Annotated in this window: 19 protein-coding genes; 2 read left to right on the forward strand and 17 right to left on the reverse strand. The window is 37.7% G+C overall.

The genetic code is table 11. The features are described from left to right. Positions 1-26: 26 nt before the first annotated feature. The 8 genes from HMPREF9088_RS07715 to HMPREF9088_RS07750 form a co-directional block, all read right to left on the reverse strand. Positions 27-482, reverse strand: a complete 456-nt coding sequence (locus HMPREF9088_RS07715) for a hypothetical protein (RefSeq protein WP_007208639.1) — start codon at positions 480-482, stop codon at positions 27-29. A 97-nt stretch (positions 483-579) separates the two neighbouring features. Then, positions 580-1,800 (reverse strand): CCA tRNA nucleotidyltransferase, encoded by a 1,221-nt coding sequence (locus HMPREF9088_RS07720; protein ID WP_007208640.1) that lies wholly within the window; start codon positions 1,798-1,800, stop codon positions 580-582. Beyond that, a complete protein-coding gene (locus tag HMPREF9088_RS07725; protein WP_040367366.1) occupies positions 1,797-2,126 on the reverse strand; it encodes a nucleotide pyrophosphohydrolase in 330 nt (109 codons plus the stop codon). Before HMPREF9088_RS07725 ends, HMPREF9088_RS07720 begins: the two co-directional genes overlap by 4 nt. Positions 2,127-2,176: 50 nt before the next feature. Continuing rightward, the gene (locus HMPREF9088_RS07730) at positions 2,177-2,713 is read right to left on the reverse strand and encodes a YpiB family protein (protein ID WP_007208642.1); all 537 of its coding nucleotides are present in this window, start codon (positions 2,711-2,713) and stop codon (positions 2,177-2,179) included. Positions 2,714-2,723: 10 nt separating this feature from the next. Continuing rightward, complete coding sequence (locus HMPREF9088_RS07735; protein ID WP_007208643.1) at positions 2,724-3,983, reverse strand: tetratricopeptide repeat protein; 1,260 nt, start codon at positions 3,981-3,983, stop codon at positions 2,724-2,726. Then, on the reverse strand, positions 3,970-5,025 hold the full coding sequence (locus tag HMPREF9088_RS07740) for a hypothetical protein (protein WP_007208644.1): 1,056 nt from the start codon (positions 5,023-5,025) through the stop codon (positions 3,970-3,972). Before HMPREF9088_RS07740 ends, HMPREF9088_RS07735 begins: the two co-directional genes overlap by 14 nt. A gap of 145 nt (positions 5,026-5,170) precedes the next feature. Then, on the reverse strand, positions 5,171-5,779 hold the full coding sequence (locus tag HMPREF9088_RS07745; protein ID WP_007208645.1) for a superoxide dismutase: 609 nt from the start codon (positions 5,777-5,779) through the stop codon (positions 5,171-5,173). A gap of 109 nt (positions 5,780-5,888) precedes the next feature. Continuing rightward, the gene (locus tag HMPREF9088_RS07750) at positions 5,889-6,251 is read right to left on the reverse strand and encodes a GtrA family protein (RefSeq protein WP_345908484.1); all 363 of its coding nucleotides are present in this window, start codon (positions 6,249-6,251) and stop codon (positions 5,889-5,891) included. Positions 6,252-6,376: 125 nt separating this feature from the next. Here HMPREF9088_RS07750 and HMPREF9088_RS07755 point away from each other — a divergent pair, with 125 nt between their 5' ends. Both HMPREF9088_RS07755 and HMPREF9088_RS07760 read left to right on the forward strand, forming a co-directional pair. Then, positions 6,377-7,180 (forward strand): DUF1189 domain-containing protein, encoded by an 804-nt coding sequence (locus HMPREF9088_RS07755; RefSeq protein WP_007208647.1) that lies wholly within the window; start codon positions 6,377-6,379, stop codon positions 7,178-7,180. A gap of 69 nt (positions 7,181-7,249) precedes the next feature. Continuing rightward, on the forward strand, positions 7,250-8,203 hold the full coding sequence (locus HMPREF9088_RS07760; RefSeq protein WP_143139648.1) for a phosphoglycerate dehydrogenase: 954 nt from the start codon (positions 7,250-7,252) through the stop codon (positions 8,201-8,203). A 182-nt stretch (positions 8,204-8,385) separates the two neighbouring features. Here the strand turns inward: HMPREF9088_RS07760 and HMPREF9088_RS07765 are convergent, their stop codons facing one another. From HMPREF9088_RS07765 to der, 9 genes are all read right to left on the reverse strand, one after another. Then, positions 8,386-8,685 (reverse strand): HesB/YadR/YfhF family protein, encoded by a 300-nt coding sequence (locus tag HMPREF9088_RS07765; RefSeq protein ID WP_007208649.1) that lies wholly within the window; start codon positions 8,683-8,685, stop codon positions 8,386-8,388. Positions 8,686-8,696: 11 nt separating this feature from the next. Beyond that, positions 8,697-9,362, reverse strand: a complete 666-nt coding sequence (locus tag HMPREF9088_RS07770) for a potassium channel family protein (protein WP_007208650.1) — start codon at positions 9,360-9,362, stop codon at positions 8,697-8,699. A 73-nt stretch (positions 9,363-9,435) separates the two neighbouring features. Further along, positions 9,436-10,065 carry a response regulator transcription factor gene (locus HMPREF9088_RS07775; RefSeq protein WP_007208651.1) on the reverse strand — a complete coding sequence of 210 codons (630 nt, stop codon included), beginning with the start codon at positions 10,063-10,065 and terminating at the stop codon, positions 9,436-9,438. Further along, positions 10,040-11,125 (reverse strand): sensor histidine kinase, encoded by a 1,086-nt coding sequence (locus HMPREF9088_RS07780; RefSeq protein WP_007208652.1) that lies wholly within the window; start codon positions 11,123-11,125, stop codon positions 10,040-10,042. The genes HMPREF9088_RS07775 and HMPREF9088_RS07780 overlap by 26 nt, the downstream gene beginning before the upstream one ends. Next, the gene (gene liaF / locus HMPREF9088_RS07785) at positions 11,122-11,847 is read right to left on the reverse strand and encodes a cell wall-active antibiotics response protein LiaF (RefSeq protein ID WP_040366818.1); all 726 of its coding nucleotides are present in this window, start codon (positions 11,845-11,847) and stop codon (positions 11,122-11,124) included. Before liaF ends, HMPREF9088_RS07780 begins: the two co-directional genes overlap by 4 nt. 156 nt (positions 11,848-12,003) lie before the next feature. Further along, entirely contained in the window at positions 12,004-12,477 is a 474-nt protein-coding gene (gene greA / locus HMPREF9088_RS07790) for a transcription elongation factor GreA (RefSeq protein WP_007208654.1), read from the reverse strand. A gap of 37 nt (positions 12,478-12,514) precedes the next feature. Next, positions 12,515-13,690, reverse strand: a complete 1,176-nt coding sequence (gene mltG, locus HMPREF9088_RS07795; RefSeq protein WP_007208655.1) for an endolytic transglycosylase MltG — start codon at positions 13,688-13,690, stop codon at positions 12,515-12,517. A 188-nt stretch (positions 13,691-13,878) separates the two neighbouring features. Then, complete coding sequence (locus tag HMPREF9088_RS07800; RefSeq protein WP_007208657.1) at positions 13,879-14,154, reverse strand: HU family DNA-binding protein; 276 nt, start codon at positions 14,152-14,154, stop codon at positions 13,879-13,881. Positions 14,155-14,392: 238 nt separating this feature from the next. Then, the gene (gene der / locus HMPREF9088_RS07805) at positions 14,393-15,703 is read right to left on the reverse strand and encodes a ribosome biogenesis GTPase Der (protein WP_040366821.1); all 1,311 of its coding nucleotides are present in this window, start codon (positions 15,701-15,703) and stop codon (positions 14,393-14,395) included. Positions 15,704-15,811 lie beyond the last annotated feature (108 nt).

Here is a 15,811-nt window from a genome sequence, read left to right on the forward strand (position 1 = left end):
TTCGGTTTGTAACAGTCTAACTTTACTTATTTGATTTCGTCAGCATAAAAATCTTCTACTGTCTTTTCAGGATCGATGACAATGTATAGATTTTTAGTTGATTCACTTACTTTTGTAGATTGGTACTCATTGTCTAATCCATCGCCGTCTGTATCTTTGTATGGGAAATAGATCAAGTCAGGTGTGCCTGCTTTATACAAAATTTCCATGCGTTCAATGTCTTGGTATTTAAGTGCTCGTGCAAACATTCCTAATTCTAGTCCACCTAAATTAATATCATGTGTTGCTACATGGTCGCCCTCAGTGAAAATTTCAATTTTGAAACCAGCACAAGGATGAATTTCAACGAATTCGCCGCCGTTGATGCGACCAAAGCTAGAAGTAATTTGTTTAATCCATAGGTCACCGATGAATCGACGCTCTACAGTCCATGTTTCTCCATTACGGAAAAGAAATTTCAATGCTTTCATTTCTCTTGACATTTAAAACACTCCTTACCATTTACTTTTTACACATTTAGTTTAGCACACTCCGGAGCATGTTGCATGTGAAAACGAAGCGTTTTACTAAAAAATTTGCTCACTTTTCACAGATTCCCGCTAAATAGTTCTCAGCCGCTTGTAATAGTTCCACTTTTTGATTCGCCACGGCTCCTTCGACAACTTGTTTTTCCAAAAAATGTAAGGTATCACTTAGCCATTTTCCCGGTTTCTTTTGAAACGTATGTTGCAAGTCATGACCGTTTACTTGTAAGTCTTTTAAAGATTCAATTGGCAATAGTTGGACAAGCTCCTCGATGGCTACAAAGGATTGCTCAGGATTGTAATAAGCTAGTAGCGATTCAACTCGCAATACTACCTCCGCGCCCAAAGTATAGACCATCCAGCGATTCCAAGGAAAGTGTTTGCGAAATTGCAAGCCTTGATATGTTTTTTGAATTTGCTTAATGGTGTCATTAGACAGCTTCCATTCTTTAAAAAATGCCACAAACTGTCTTTCGGGTACATCTAAACAATCCATCAGCAACGTCCAGGCAGCCTCAACCTCAGTCAGTTGCTTTTCAGGTAACTCAATAAATTTTTGAAGTCCTTCAATCTGCTGTTCAAACTGTGGACAATACAAAAAGCAATTGGTTGCTAGAAAAAGGCGTAAAGCTCTATTTCTTGCTCTACCTAATACTAATTTCTCCCACTCAATACGAATACGTTCGATGGAAATAAAAGATAACAGTTGACTATGTTTTTCAATCGCTGCTAGCGTATCGGGTGCCATCGTAAAGTCTAACTGACTAATAAAACGCAAGCCTCTCATCATGCGCAACGCATCCTCATGAAATCGCTCATTGGCATCGCCCACTGCCCGGACAACTTTTTGATTAATATCGCTTAGCCCGTTAAATAAATCAATAATAGTGCCATTTTCCGCTAAAGCTAATGCGTTCATCGTGAAATCACGTCTTTTTAAATCCTCAGCAAGTGAGCGAACAAAAGTAACTTGATCAGGCCGACGAAAATCTTGGTAGGTCGACTCTGTACGAAACGTCGTCACTTCATATTGCTCCTCATGCCAAAGTACCAACACCGTCCCATGCTCAATGCCAATATCAATCGTGCGACTAAAAAGCTCTTTGATTTCACTAGGGTACGCACTTGTAGCAATGTCTACATCGTGAATCGATTGATGCAATAAGACATCTCGTACACAGCCACCCACAAAATAAGCTTCGAAACCAGCTGCTTGTATTTTTTGCAAGACCGGTTGTGCGTTGATAAATTCACTTGGTAAATGTAATTCCGTCATTTTTCTTTTTTCTCTCCTACTCGGCCATCGACACGCTCAAAGCGAAATTGATCTCTTTTTTGGAATTTGTCCATATTTTTTTCAAATGCCTCAGTCAGATCAATGTCCAAAGAATTGGCCATCATTAATAAGACAATTAAGACATCACCCATTTCTTCAGGAATAGCTTTCGCTGGCTCAGTCGCCTTTTTTTGCTTCTCCCCATAGTGATGATTAATTTCTCTAGCAAGCTCCCCCATCTCTTCTGTTAGGCGCGCCATTTGCGCTAAAGGGCCAAAATAGCCGGTTTTAAATTGACGGATATAGTCATCAACTGTTGTTTGCATCTCAGAAAGTGTTATTTTTGATTCCAAGTATTTCACCTCTTTGCTTTATTTCATTTTTTATCCAATTCAAGCAATTGTTTTGAAAAATCATCAAATGATTCACGGTTGTTTGCATCAAGTGCCGCATTAATTTTTTCGATTAGATGATGGCGTTCACTGGCTTTTTCTTGGTTTTCTATGAATAAGTCGACTTCCTCACACGTACCTTCTGTCAAATTATCATTCCAACGACGATAAGGATTATCCTCCAATACTGCTAGGTATTCAGGAAGTTCCCAAGATTTCGGTAGTGGGCATTCCAAAAAAAGAGGTTGTTTCCAATTAAAGCGAACTTCATGGAAAATTTGATCTGGATCATGAAACAGATGGCCATTCAAATAAAGAGTCAAAGCGTCTTCAGATGATTGGTTGGGCATAAGGACTAAGCCACGAGTTGTTGCATCGGCATGCTCCACAATTTTGATATTCGCTAAAATATTGTCGTGATGCAACAAATAGTCTAAAATCCACAAGATTTCACGTCGCTGGAAAGGACCATATGCTAACAACCATTTCAGCCACTGTTTTTTCTCATTTAAATCAACCATTTCTATTCACCTATCTTTCAGATAAATCATCTAGTATCGACTGAATCTCTAAATCACCCGGTTCATGGGCTAGATAATGAGTAAGCAGACCTTTTGCCTCATCTAGGCGGCCTTCTTCTCTTAAGAACAGCCCATATTCCTTCATAAAATCAATTTCATGATGCAAATGATCATTTGCTAGGGCATAGTACTTAGCTGCATCGCCAAATTCTTCTAGCTCATTGTAGGCCTTCGCACGATTCCAAAGAGCAAATGGCTGATCTTGATTTTCCATTTGATCAATGGCTGCAAGTGCTTCTTCATAAAACCCTTCTTCAACGTAAAGATTGCTAAGTAAAAGTAACGTATCATCTGTTCGTTCACCTATTTCAAGCGCATCGGTCAAAAATGTCTCAGCTTTTTTTGTATCGTGTAAACGATAGGCATTTTCAGATGCAAAATAATACAATTCGACTTGATAAGGATTCTCATGAATACCTTCTTCAATCACGAGTTGGGCCTCGTCAATCTGCTCTTCCTCTTGCAATACTTGCGCCAATTGTAAATAGACGGCTTGGTATTGGGGATTTAAGGTACGTAATTTTTGTAAATAATAGATAGCTTGCTCATTTTCCTTTAGCTGGAGGAGTACGAGAGCGATATGAAATAGTCGTTCATCCGTTTCTTTTACTGTCACTGCTTGCTCTAGAAAGGGAATTGCCGCTTCAAATTCTCCTAGCATGCTTAAACTATAGCCAATTTTTTCATCCAAGAGATCTTTAGATAAATTCGGATTGGTATTTTTTTCTTTGACTTGTTCAAATTCATTTAAAGCTTGTTGGTATTGATCCGTAGACAAATACAATTCACCTAAAGCATAGGCAATTAAGACTTCATTTGGCGCGATTGTCTGTGCTTCCTTTAGTTTCGCTTCACTTACTTCAGGAATAGATAGTAGTTGATACAAATCGGCTGTGACCAATAAAGCATCCAAGTAATTTTCACTTGTTTTTGGTATTTTTTCTAGTTCTTCAAAAGCTAGTTCAATTTCATCATTTTCAATGGCAATTTCTGCTAAAGGCAAAAAATACCCGTCATTTTCAGGATGACTTTTAGCTAAATGAGTAAAGACTTCTTTACTTTCCTCCAAAAAGCCTAATTGCTGCAAGTCTTCCCCTAGTTCTGCCAAACTCGCTTCGGAATCTGACCGCAATGCTTTTTGCAAGGCAACTTGCGCGCTTGCCAAATCATCCTTTTCGATGGCACTTAATACTTTTTCACTTTCTGTCACTCGATGGTTCCTCCTCTATTACATGCTGGTAAAGTTGATACACATCAATAAATTGTTCTTCATTGGGTGCAATGAGCTGATAATTCTTGGTAAAAAAATCCACCTGCACAAGGCGGGGTGTATTTTTGCTTTCCTGGGCTGCTTTGACTAAAAAATCTGAAACGACAAAAGAATCAGGCACGTTTATCGGAAAGCCTAATGTCCTCATCCAACCTAAAACATCTTTACATAATTCCGATTTTTCGATTGTGACACAATTCCAGATAAAATGAAAGAGAAACCCTAAATAATGTTTCATTTCAGCTGAAAGAACATGGCTATTTTCTGTTTCGTACAGTATTTCTTCAAACCAACTCCCATATTGTGTCAATGGGTAAGTATTGGTTGCATAAGATTGAGTAATAAATTCTATGTAGTTCATATACGACTCTTTTACTAGTCGCTCTTTGTTCAGATAGCGCTCCTGTAACTGGGTGTAAAATGTATCATCCGTTAGTGCGATTCGTAAGAGTACGAGAAAATCTGACAGCCTCTCTCCCAATGATACGGCATCTTTTGGTAAGAATACATAACTGGCTTGCGGTAAATTTTCCCAAATTAGACTTTTCAAAAATGGTGGTTGGATTAAAAATCGTTCTTTTGTTAACGCAACTGAAAAGGACTGAAGCGACAGACAAATCGCCAAAAATTCCGAAGAGAACGGACTAAATTGATGAAAAAAACTAGTCAGTTGAATCGCACCTTTGTTTCCAAATGAAACAAACACATAGGACTCAGATCGATTAAATTTTGCCAAAAATTTTAAGCCTTCAAGCATCTCATTGACTGTGTGACAATTTCGTTGATTTGATAAAATATACCAATCCATGTCAGTATGTTCAAAAAAGGTCGTCGCTTGATTGGCAAATGATTCATAGTATTGTTGGTTGGCAAAGAAGATAAGGTGTTTCCCCTTAAACTGCGTCGGTGTAAATGCTTGAAAGAACGTCTGTCCGTAATGAATCGTCGACTCGAAAGATCCTACAACAAACTGTGTGTCCATCTCCTCACCCCTTTAGCATCAGTATACCATGTTCGCTGCCAAAAACCTTTAAGAATCAAGCATAGTCATTTTGACATCAAAAAAAGCCAAGCGATGATGCACAATCGTCACTTGGCTTTTGCTATGCTATATTATAACACCTAGATTATTTAGCAGCAGAAAAGATTTCGTTTGCTTTTTCCCAGTTTACTAAATTCCAGAAAGCTTCAATATAGTCAGGGCGTACATTTTTGTATTTTAAGTAGTATGCATGTTCCCACACATCTAACCCAAGTACGGGTGTTTGACCTTCCATTAATGGAGAGTCTTGATTTGCAGTTGAAGTCACTTTTAATGTACCGTTATCTAAAACAAGCCATGCCCATCCAGAACCAAAACGGCCTGTAGCAGCAGTTTTAAATTCAGCTTTTAAATCGTCAAAACTTCCAAAAGTTTCATCAATAGCAGCTTTTAAGTCTCCAGTTGGTTCTCCGCCAGCATTTGGAGCTAAAATTTCCCAGAAGAATGAATGGTTCGCATGTCCGCCACCATTGTTACGTACAGCAGTCTGGATATCTTCAGGAACAGTTGACATTGAAGAAATTAACTCTTCTACCGATTTTTCTGCCAATTCTGGGTGTTTTTCAACCGCTGCATTTAAGTTTGTCACATACGTATTATGATGTTTGTCATGATGTAAGTGCATCGTTTCAACATCAATGTAAGGTTCTAATGCATCATAAGCATATGGTAAATCTGGTAAAGTGTAAGTCATAATTTTCTTCCTCCTAAATAGTTGTCATTACTCTTTAAGAATAGCAAATTCAAGCCATTTCCTCAAAAATTTTGCTTAAAAAACACTTATTTTTTATTATTATTAAATATTAATAGCTTACTAAAAAATAATTGGCTACAACGACCAAGACTTGGGTAAACAGTTTTGCTGAAAAATCCGACGTCATCAATAGTTTTAGACAGACAAACATGGAAGCCATATCAATCAAATAAGATAATCCCCTATAAAAAATAAATTTGGCGGCTTCAATTATCCATGCCAGTTTTGTTTCACTTTTGCTATGAAACACCCACTTTTTGTTCGTCACAAAAGCAAATAAGACCGATGCAATCCAAGACAATGTGTTTGCTAGTACAAACTGAAACTGCAACAAATCCCGACAAAAAAAATAAACAATAAAGTTTACTAACGTCGTCATAACACCAAAAAACAAATAACTTACTACTTCCATCGACCAACTCGCTCCTTTTCTTTCTGAAATGATTATACCAGTATAGGAAATGAACGGGTAGTCCTTGTTTTCTCTGCTTGCTTTCGTTAAAATGACCATGAAGCTATTTATAAAGGAGTGTATTCATGTCAATTTACCAAATGTTTCTTGGCTCTTTTTTTCAGTTTAAAAATCTTATCTCAGTGCGGAAAAGCCCGTTTGGCAAGGTTATCTTTTATCTGGTACTTCTTAGTTTTGTATACGCCATTCCTTTAACGACTCAAGTGATGAACATCTTTGGTAATTTACATGCAGATGGCCAAAAAATTGCCGGAAAGTTACCAGATTTTACGATTAAAGACAATCAACTTTCCTCACCCGAGGAAAATTCAGGATTTATCTACCAAAGCAATTATTTAATCTTTACTTTTGATCCGGATAATAAACGGAACGCAACGGATATACAATCAGACTTAAAAGGGAAATTGGTGAGCATAGGAATGTTAAAGAACCAATTAATTATTCTTTTCCCTTCCGATGAAACGACACAGTCACTATTAGGTGATACGTCATTTCATTTGACTTACGATCAATCGATTTTCTCATCCTTCAACGGTAAAACAATAAAATCTGTGTTGGCAGAAAAAAGGTTACCTTGGTTTCTTTATGTGATTATTTTCCTAGTGGCTATTTATCCATCTTTTATCAATTTGGTCTTTACTATTCTTTTTACGGCTTTGTTTTCGAGTATTTGGCTAAAAAGAATGGATCGCTCATTGACTTTTTTAGAAACATTAAAGTTGGTAATCGTCAGCGCAACCGTTCCTACCCTATTGAGCACGCTGATAATGCTCTTTCACTATTCATTTAACTCAGGTACATTTTTATTTTTAGCAACCAGTTTTATAGTCTATCAGGCTGTTCGGAAAACAAAGTCATCATCAAAGTAGGCTCACGCCGCTTGATGATGGCTTTTTTTCCTTTAATTAGTGTACACTAGTGCTAAAGGGGGAATTGTTTTGAAATATATCTTATCTAAACGATCATTTCGATCCATCTATCATGAAAAAGTTCAACAACTAGCGCCTGATTACCAGCTTGTTTCGATTAATGAGCTTCCTGATTCTTTTCGATGGGAACAAGTCGTGATTACGATTGGTTGGGATAAAAAATGGGCAGATAAACTTTTGCACTCAGCAACGAATCTGAAATGGGTTCAATCAATTTCAGCAGGAGTAGACTATCTCCCCCTTGAATCCTTTGCTAAGTACGGGATCCTTTTATCCAATGGTAGTGGGATTCATGCCCAATCTATTTCAGATCACCTACTTGGTCTGTTACTTATGAAAACTAGAGGTCTATTTCCAGCGATGCAACAGCAAATGACGCATACTTGGGAATCAGAAACCCTACCTTACGATAATTTGAGCGAGCAAGTGATTACGATTGTCGGCACGGGTCAAATCGGACAAGAACTAGCTAGGAAGCTATCCTTATTAGGCTGCTCTGTCCAAGGGATTAATACGACTGGTCGGAAGACACCTTACTTTTCTCAGACGTATCCGTTAACGAATCTTCATGCTTGCGCCCAAGAATCGGATATCGTCATCAATATTTTGCCACTAACTGAGGATACACGGCATCTCTATGATCAAACGTTTTTCCAAGCAATGAAGAAGACGGGCTCTTTTATGAACGTCGGACGTGGGCCAAGCGTGGATAGCCATGCACTATTGGCAGCCTTACAAGCAAACGAACTAGCCTTTGCATCAATTGATGTCACAGATCCAGAGCCACTACCAAAAGACGATCCACTTTGGGATGCACCTAATTTACTCATTACCCCACATATTTCTGGACAAACGGCTCACTTTCAGTCTCTGTTCATGGAAATTTTTCTTAAAAATTTCAGTTCATTTATCCAAAATCACTCGCTTACTAAAAACGAAGTATCACTCGAAAATGGTTACTAAGAAAACCTAACCAGAATTATACAGTAATAAACAAACAAGACCACAGAATCCAAAAGTTTGAGATACTACTTCTGGATTTTATGGTCTTTCAATCGTACCTGCTAATTCTCACCGTTTGGAATTAGCAGCACAAATTAGTTACGTTCAAATTCTTACATACCATATGTTACTGCCGCTTGTCCCTATTCTTTTGATTCTTCAAAAACATAGGTTGGTTCATCTAACTTCTTATCGTAATCAACAATTAAATCATAGCGCTTAAAGAACCACTCATCAGTCTCTTCAATAAAAAAGAGCATGTCTGATACTGTTGTTTTCACCAATGGATCTTCAGGACGATCAACTGAAAGTCCGACAGAAAAGCCATCATGAACTTGTGTTTTGCCATAGACTTTCCCGTAAAATCTGATCCCCATTCCAGATTCTAATTGAATTTCTCTTTTAAACCACTCTAGCGCGGATGGTGTGATAGTTAATTGCATACTTACTCCTTCTATTCATTTAATTTTTTATCGAGTAAATCAACATCTTCTGCATTTCCAATGACTAACAAGCTATCATTTTCTTTTACAATTTGGTCCGCAGCAGGTGAAACAATGACTTGTGCATCTGGTCTACGAATCGCAACGACTGTTAAACCATACTTTTGGCGAAAATTTAAATCAAGTAAGGTATGATTAAAGAATTTGGGATTTGATACACGAATTTCTGCTAATGAGAACTCATCAGATAATTCAATGAAGTCTAAAATGTTTTTAGAGACTAAATTATGTGCCAAACGGATTCCCATATCTCGCTCTGGGTGAACCACTCGATCTGCACCAACTTTCTCTAAAACTCTTGCATGGTATTCATTTTGCGCCTTTGCTAGAATATTAGGAACGCCCATTTCTTTTACCATTAGGGTAACCAAAATACTTGCCTGAATGTCTTCACCAATCGCTACAATGACATGGTCAAAATTACGAATCCCAAGCGATTTTAGAACCATCTCATCCTGGGCGTTGCCTACGACCACGTGCGTAGCGATATTCATATACTCATTCACTCGATCCTCATTGGCATCAATAGCTAGTACTTCTTGACCAGATTCGACTAACGTCCGACAGATACTTCCTCCAAATCGTCCCAATCCAATGACTGCATAGTTTTGTTTCACTAGTTCACTTCCTTCATTTCTTGATTCTAAATTATTATAACAAACTCATTGAGTGTTCACCTAGTAGGTTGTCTTATTTTATATAGCCATGTTTAAATGCATAAATCGCAGCTTGAGTTCGATCTTCTACTTCAAGTTTTGACAAAATATTGGATACATGGGTCTTCACTGTTTTTAAAGTAATAAATAGTTCATCTGCAATTTCTTGGTTACTCTTTCCATTTGAAATCAGTTGGAGTACTTCTTTTTCACGATTTGTCAGTTCATCATGTAAATGAAAATTTCGATTGCTCGTCTCATTTCGTAGCTTATTTGATACTTGCGGTTCAACTACCCGTCCACCTTGGTAAATCGTACGAATGGCTTGGGCAATATCATGGGCTGCGGAAGTCTTTAGAAGATACCCAGATGCTCCTGCTTCGATTGCCGGATATACCTTTTCATCGTCAATGAAACTCGTTACAATAATAATTTTGGCTTCAGGCCAAGCATGTAAAATTTCTTTGGTCGCTTCAATCCCATCCATCACGTCCATCACTAAATCCATCAAAATAACATCAGGTCGTAAGTCTAGTGCTTTTTCAACACCTATTGCTCCATTTTCTGCTTGTGCGATGACATCAATATCATCTTGGATGGACAAGTACGCCGACACACCAATTCTAACCATCTCATGGTCATCTACTAATAGCACTCGAATCATCTGATACGTTCCCTTCTTTAAAGATTGGTACTTTAATTTCAACACTCGTACCTTGATTGTTAAAACTTATGATCTTCACAGTGCCACCTACTCCTTGTATTCGTTCGCGAATATTGGTAAGTCCATAGCTACCTGCTTTTTCTTTAGAAATGTCAAAACCAATACCATCATCAATAAATCGCAACTGAATTTGTTGATTTACCTCATTTAAATACACTTCCAATTCTTGCGCTTTCGCATGCCGTAGCGTATTGGATAATAATTCTTGAACCACTCGAAATAGCTGATCTTCGATGATAGTGGGCAAATGTAAATCGGCAATTTGCCAGCGAATTTGGATTGTCACTTTTGATTGTAGTTCAATTAATAATTGCTCAATACCCGTCTTCAATGATTTTCCTTCCAGATTAACTGGTCGCAAATGGAGCAATAATGCCCTCATTTCTGACTGTGCAGTCGTTATAATATCAGTAATCATTGTCAGTTGTTTTTGCTGGTTTTCTTCGACTTGTTTTTTCCTTGCTTGCTCATTCATCGCAGAAAGCAACATCATAGCTGCAAATAATTCCTGTGAAACCGAGTCGTGCAATTCTCGTGCTAGTCGATGCCGTTCTTCAGTCAAAATTTGTTCTTTTGTCTGACCGTTAAATAGTTTGGGCTGTGCATTACTCAGTTGCAACTCTTTTGAAACCATCTGTAGCTTGTCGCGGATCATTTGAATATCCTCTTGAATGCCGTGCATTGGCTGATAATCAATGGAAGGTTTAGTAATTTTAAAATCATATTTCCCAGCAGCCAAGTTTTGCAATGGCTGTTCAATCGGTTTTAGTACCATACGCTGACAATAACCTAGAATGAAAAAAAACACCACGCCACTGCTAAAAGCTAATAGCAATAAAAACAGAACCATGGGCATAAATAGAATTTGCATTTGGAGAAATGTAAAAAACCAATCATGGGTATGCGTCACTTGGACGATACTCATGCCAAGCAACAAGAGCGTCAAAAAGGTTGCGACTCCGACAACGCAGGATACAATGATTCGAAGGGGTTTGGTCATATACGAATCACCTCTACCTCTCCTACACAATTAGCAGATAAAATATGTAGCTTGCGTTGACTTTCGTCGTAATCTTTACTATAAATAATTAGTTCTTCATTTTTTAACTGAAAAGATTCCTTTTCAAAGCGCACTGTCCCTAATAAACTATTTTGTTGCAACTTAATCCCAATACCAGTCGGAACCAAAATACGTGTTTTTCCAAAAAGCTTGCGGATCACAATTGTATTCTCTTTTTTAGGTAATAGCGTATTGCCTAGATCAATAATCGTATCCCCTGCAAAAATACTGATCACAATGTCATTCCATTCGAAGATATCAGACCCAATTCGAGTATCACCGATCCATGATTTCTTCGTTCTTTCGGCTGCATGTGTGCTCGGATCAACCGTATCCACAATCACTATTTTCTTTTTATTTAGCCAATTTTGTTGAAAAAGCTCGATACCAGAAATTTCAACACCTTTTAAGCCGACAAATAAAATAGCAAAGATAAGCATCAACCATACAGCAAAGTTATTTAACAAGGAAACAATAACTAGGATACTACCTATAATTTGTAAGAAACGTTTGCTTTTCTTTTTGCGTTTGGCTCCGCCGTAAATACTCAGACAGCCCAAAAAGAAAAGGATTGCTAGTGGCTCTGTATCAAACAACTGCCAAAGTGCAATTACAAATAAAAGACATTCGGCAGTCAAAAAAAAGCGCCATGCATTTTTCATTTGAAGGTTCCTCTCCCATTTTTCTTTAATGTAGCAAATCACTTCTCAGTTGGCATCCAACTTTTGACTGAAAAAAACTACCCACCTAACAACGATCATTCCCAAAATGAGATTTTTTAGGAACGCTTTAATTAGGAGGGTAGTTTTTTTAACTACTTATTTAACACTAATAATTTTCACGGGCATATCGCCACCAGGGGTTGAAATCGTCACTTCGTCATTTAATTTTTTCCCAATTAAAGCTTGAGCAATTGGTGAATCGTTAGAGATTTTCCCAGAGAATGGATCAGCCTCTGCACTACCGACGATTGTATACTCTTCTTCATCACCATCTGGCAACTCAACGAAGGTAACGGTCTTTCCAATAGATACTTCGTCTTGATCGACACCATCATTATCAATAATTTGTGCAAAGCGAATCATTGTTTCTAACGTTGTAATTCTTCCTTCCACAAACGCTTGCTCATCTTTTGCTGACTCGTACTCAGAGTTTTCAGATAAATCGCCAAAGCTACGCGCAATTTTGATACGCTCAATAATCTCTCCACGTTTGACTGTTTTTAATTCTTCTAATTCTTGCTCTAATTTTGCTTTACCTTCTAAGGTCATTGGATATACTTTTTCTACCATCGTAATTACTCCTTTATCTACATTTCATCAGACTTTTTTATTGATTGTCTACGTATTTTTCTTTATTCACAAGATGTTCATCATAGGTAGCGGCAAAATACACTTTACCGGTTGATGTATCTGCAACAAAATAGTAATAATTATTAGCCGTTGGATCGAGAACAGCTTGAATCGATTGCTCGCTTGGATTATCAAAAGGTCCTGGGCCATAGCCAGTGTTGGTATATAAATTGTATGGCGAATCCACTTGAGTATCACTAATCGTGACGTCCTCTTTGTGTTCACCTAAAGAATACAAAATTGAAATATCTGACTGCAATGGCATATCTGCAGCAATTCGATTAAAGAATACTTGGGCAATATTTTTGCGGTCATCATCTGTCACGCCCTCTTTTTCCACCAATGAGGCTAAGGTTAATACTTCATGAACACTCATATTTTTTTGCTTAATCTGCGTATAATACTTGCTCATCACACTATCTGTCTTAGCAACCATCGCCGTTACTAACTCTTTTAAGGTCATATCGTCATAGTAGTTATAGGTAGCAGGGAATAAATACCCTTCCAATCGATAACGCACATCAGTCGCTTCTGAGGCACTTTGCAGTAAACTCGGATAACTAGCTAATAACGTATTAAAAAAGTCAGTATCACTAATTATTGATAAGAAGTCATTTTTAGTAAATGCTGTTTTTTCAGCAATCACATCGCCAATTTGATCGATGTCGTATCCTTCAGGTATAGTGAGTTTGGCCTGAGCAGTTTTTTCTGTGACATCGCCATTTTTTAATGCTTCACTAATGGCGTCTAAATCCATACTTGCTGAAAATTGATAGGTGCCTGCTTGAAAGCCCGTCAAATTATTAAATTTCGTATAATAATTAAAGACCATCCCACTTTTAATTATTTTTTCTTTTTCTAGTATTTCGCCAATTGCTTTATTTGAAGAGCCATTAGGAATGACGACCTCCACTTTTTGCTCACTTTTTGCGTTTAATGGTTCTAGACTCGAAACAATATAATTATAAATATTAAAAATTAAGACTCCACCGACAATCAAGATGATTAGCAGAACGGAGATTGTAATTTTTCTAACAAGTTTATCTTCTTTTTTACGTAGAGAACGTCGTACATCTCTCGGTGTACCAGAAATAGTCGATTCTTGATCAATATGTTTTTGGTTCTGACTGTTTGCTTGTTTTTTGTTTTTCATTAAAGATTCCTTTGTTTTCTATAATATCTAGCTACTAACCTAACTTGTACTATTATACATGATATAGCTAAAAATAAAAACCGCCAGCAAGTTTATTTTATAAAAAGCAAAACAATCATGAATTAAATATAAAACAAAGAGGATAGAGTAACTATCCTCTTTGCCAATCATCTTCAAAAAGTAAAAGATTACTTCACAGCATCTTTTAATGCTTTACCTGGTTTAAATGCAGGAACTTTGCTTGCAGGAATCTTGATTTCTTCACCAGTTTGTGGGTTACGACCTTTACGTTCAGCACGAGTGCGAACTTCAAAGTTACCAAAACCGATCAATTGAACTTTTTCTCCGTTTGCTAAAGCTTCTTGAATTGATGAGAAGACAGCGTCTACAGCTAAAGTAGCGTCCTTTTTAGTAAGGTCAGTCGCTGCAGCAACTTTTTCGATTAATTCTGCTTTGTTTGCCATGGAATATTTTCACCTCCTGATTCAATACTTGTTCTCTACTAACTTTCTATTACTTGAGTGGTCCAAGTAATAGTAAAAATATTGACTTCTGTCATCAATATTCTGATAATAAGTTATCACAAGAATCCCTTAATATCAAGGATTTTAGGGATTTTTAACCGTTTTTTTTTCGAAATGAACATTTCAATTTGTTTCGCTTAGTTTTCTTTGTAAAAACAGTCATTCTATGGTAAAATCACTATTTTCTTCTGCGAGGGATGATCCGAATCGGCGTCCCTTCAAAGATAAACGCTTTGCGAATTTGGTTTTCTAAAAATCGTGCGTAAGAAAAATGCATTAGCTCTTCTTCGTTCACGAAAATTACAAAGGTCGGTGGTTTGATTGCTACTTGCGTTGCATAGAAAACCTTCAATCTTTTTCCTTTATCGGTCGGCGTTGGATTAATAGCTACCGCATCCATAATGACATCATTTAGTACAGCGGAAGGTACGCGCATAGATTGGTTCATACTTACGGATTCAATCATTTCCGGTAGTTGATTTAGTCGTTGTTTTGTCATCGCTGAGACAAACAATATCGGTGCATAGTCAAGGTATTGGAATTCTTCGCGAATTTCTTTCTCAAAATCACGCATAGTATTGGTATCTTTTTTAACTAGGTCCCATTTATTGACTATAATAATAATGCCTCGACCTTCTTCGTGGGCATAACCAGCAATTTTCTTATCTTGCTCGCGAATACCTTCATCTGCATTCAAGACGACTAAAACGACATCGGAACGTTCAATCGCACGCATCGCACGCATCACACTATATTTCTCAGTAGACTCATAGACTTTCCCACGTTTACGCATACCTGCTGTATCGATCATCGTGAATTCCTGACCAGACTCACTTGTAAAATGAGTGTCGATGGCGTCTCTTGTTGTTCCCTCAACATCAGAAACAATGACGCGATCTTCTCCTAAAATTGCATTAATCAAAGAAGATTTACCGACATTTGGTCGACCAATCAGACTGAAGCGAATCGTCGAATCGTCCTCTTCTTCCGTATCTTCGCCAAAATGTTTCACAGCTTCATCCAACACATCGCCTAGACCAAGGCCGTGGCTTCCTGAAATAGGATAGGGTTCGCCTAAGCCCAATGAGTAAAACTCATAGATTTCTGCGCGCATTTCCGGATTATCTACTTTGTTTACCGCCAAAATGACTGGCTTCTTACTACGATACAATAGATGCGCTACTGATTCATCCGCATCGGTAATTCCTTCACGTGCACTCGTTACAAAGACTATCACATCTGCTTCATCAATCGCAATTTCTGCTTGATGCTTGATTTGCTCCATAAACGGCTCATCACTTAAATCGATTCCACCTGTATCAATAATACTAAAATCTTTTCCAAGCCACTCTCCGGTCGCGTAGATCCGGTCACGCGTAACACCTGGTGTATCTTCGACAATCGAGATTCTTTCTCCAGCAATTCGGTTGAATACTGTCGATTTTCCGACGTTTGGTCGTCCCACGATTGCAATTGTTGGCTTCGCCATAATTATTTCTACCTCCATCTAATTGAATCTTATCTAGTTTACCTAAAGCCTTGACTTGTTGCAAGTATTCTCTCACAACTTCACTCACAAAAAATTCCGGATCAAGTA

Source organism: Enterococcus italicus DSM 15952 (assembly GCF_000185365.1).
Lineage (GTDB): Bacteria > Bacillota > Bacilli > Lactobacillales > Enterococcaceae > Enterococcus_G > Enterococcus_G italicus.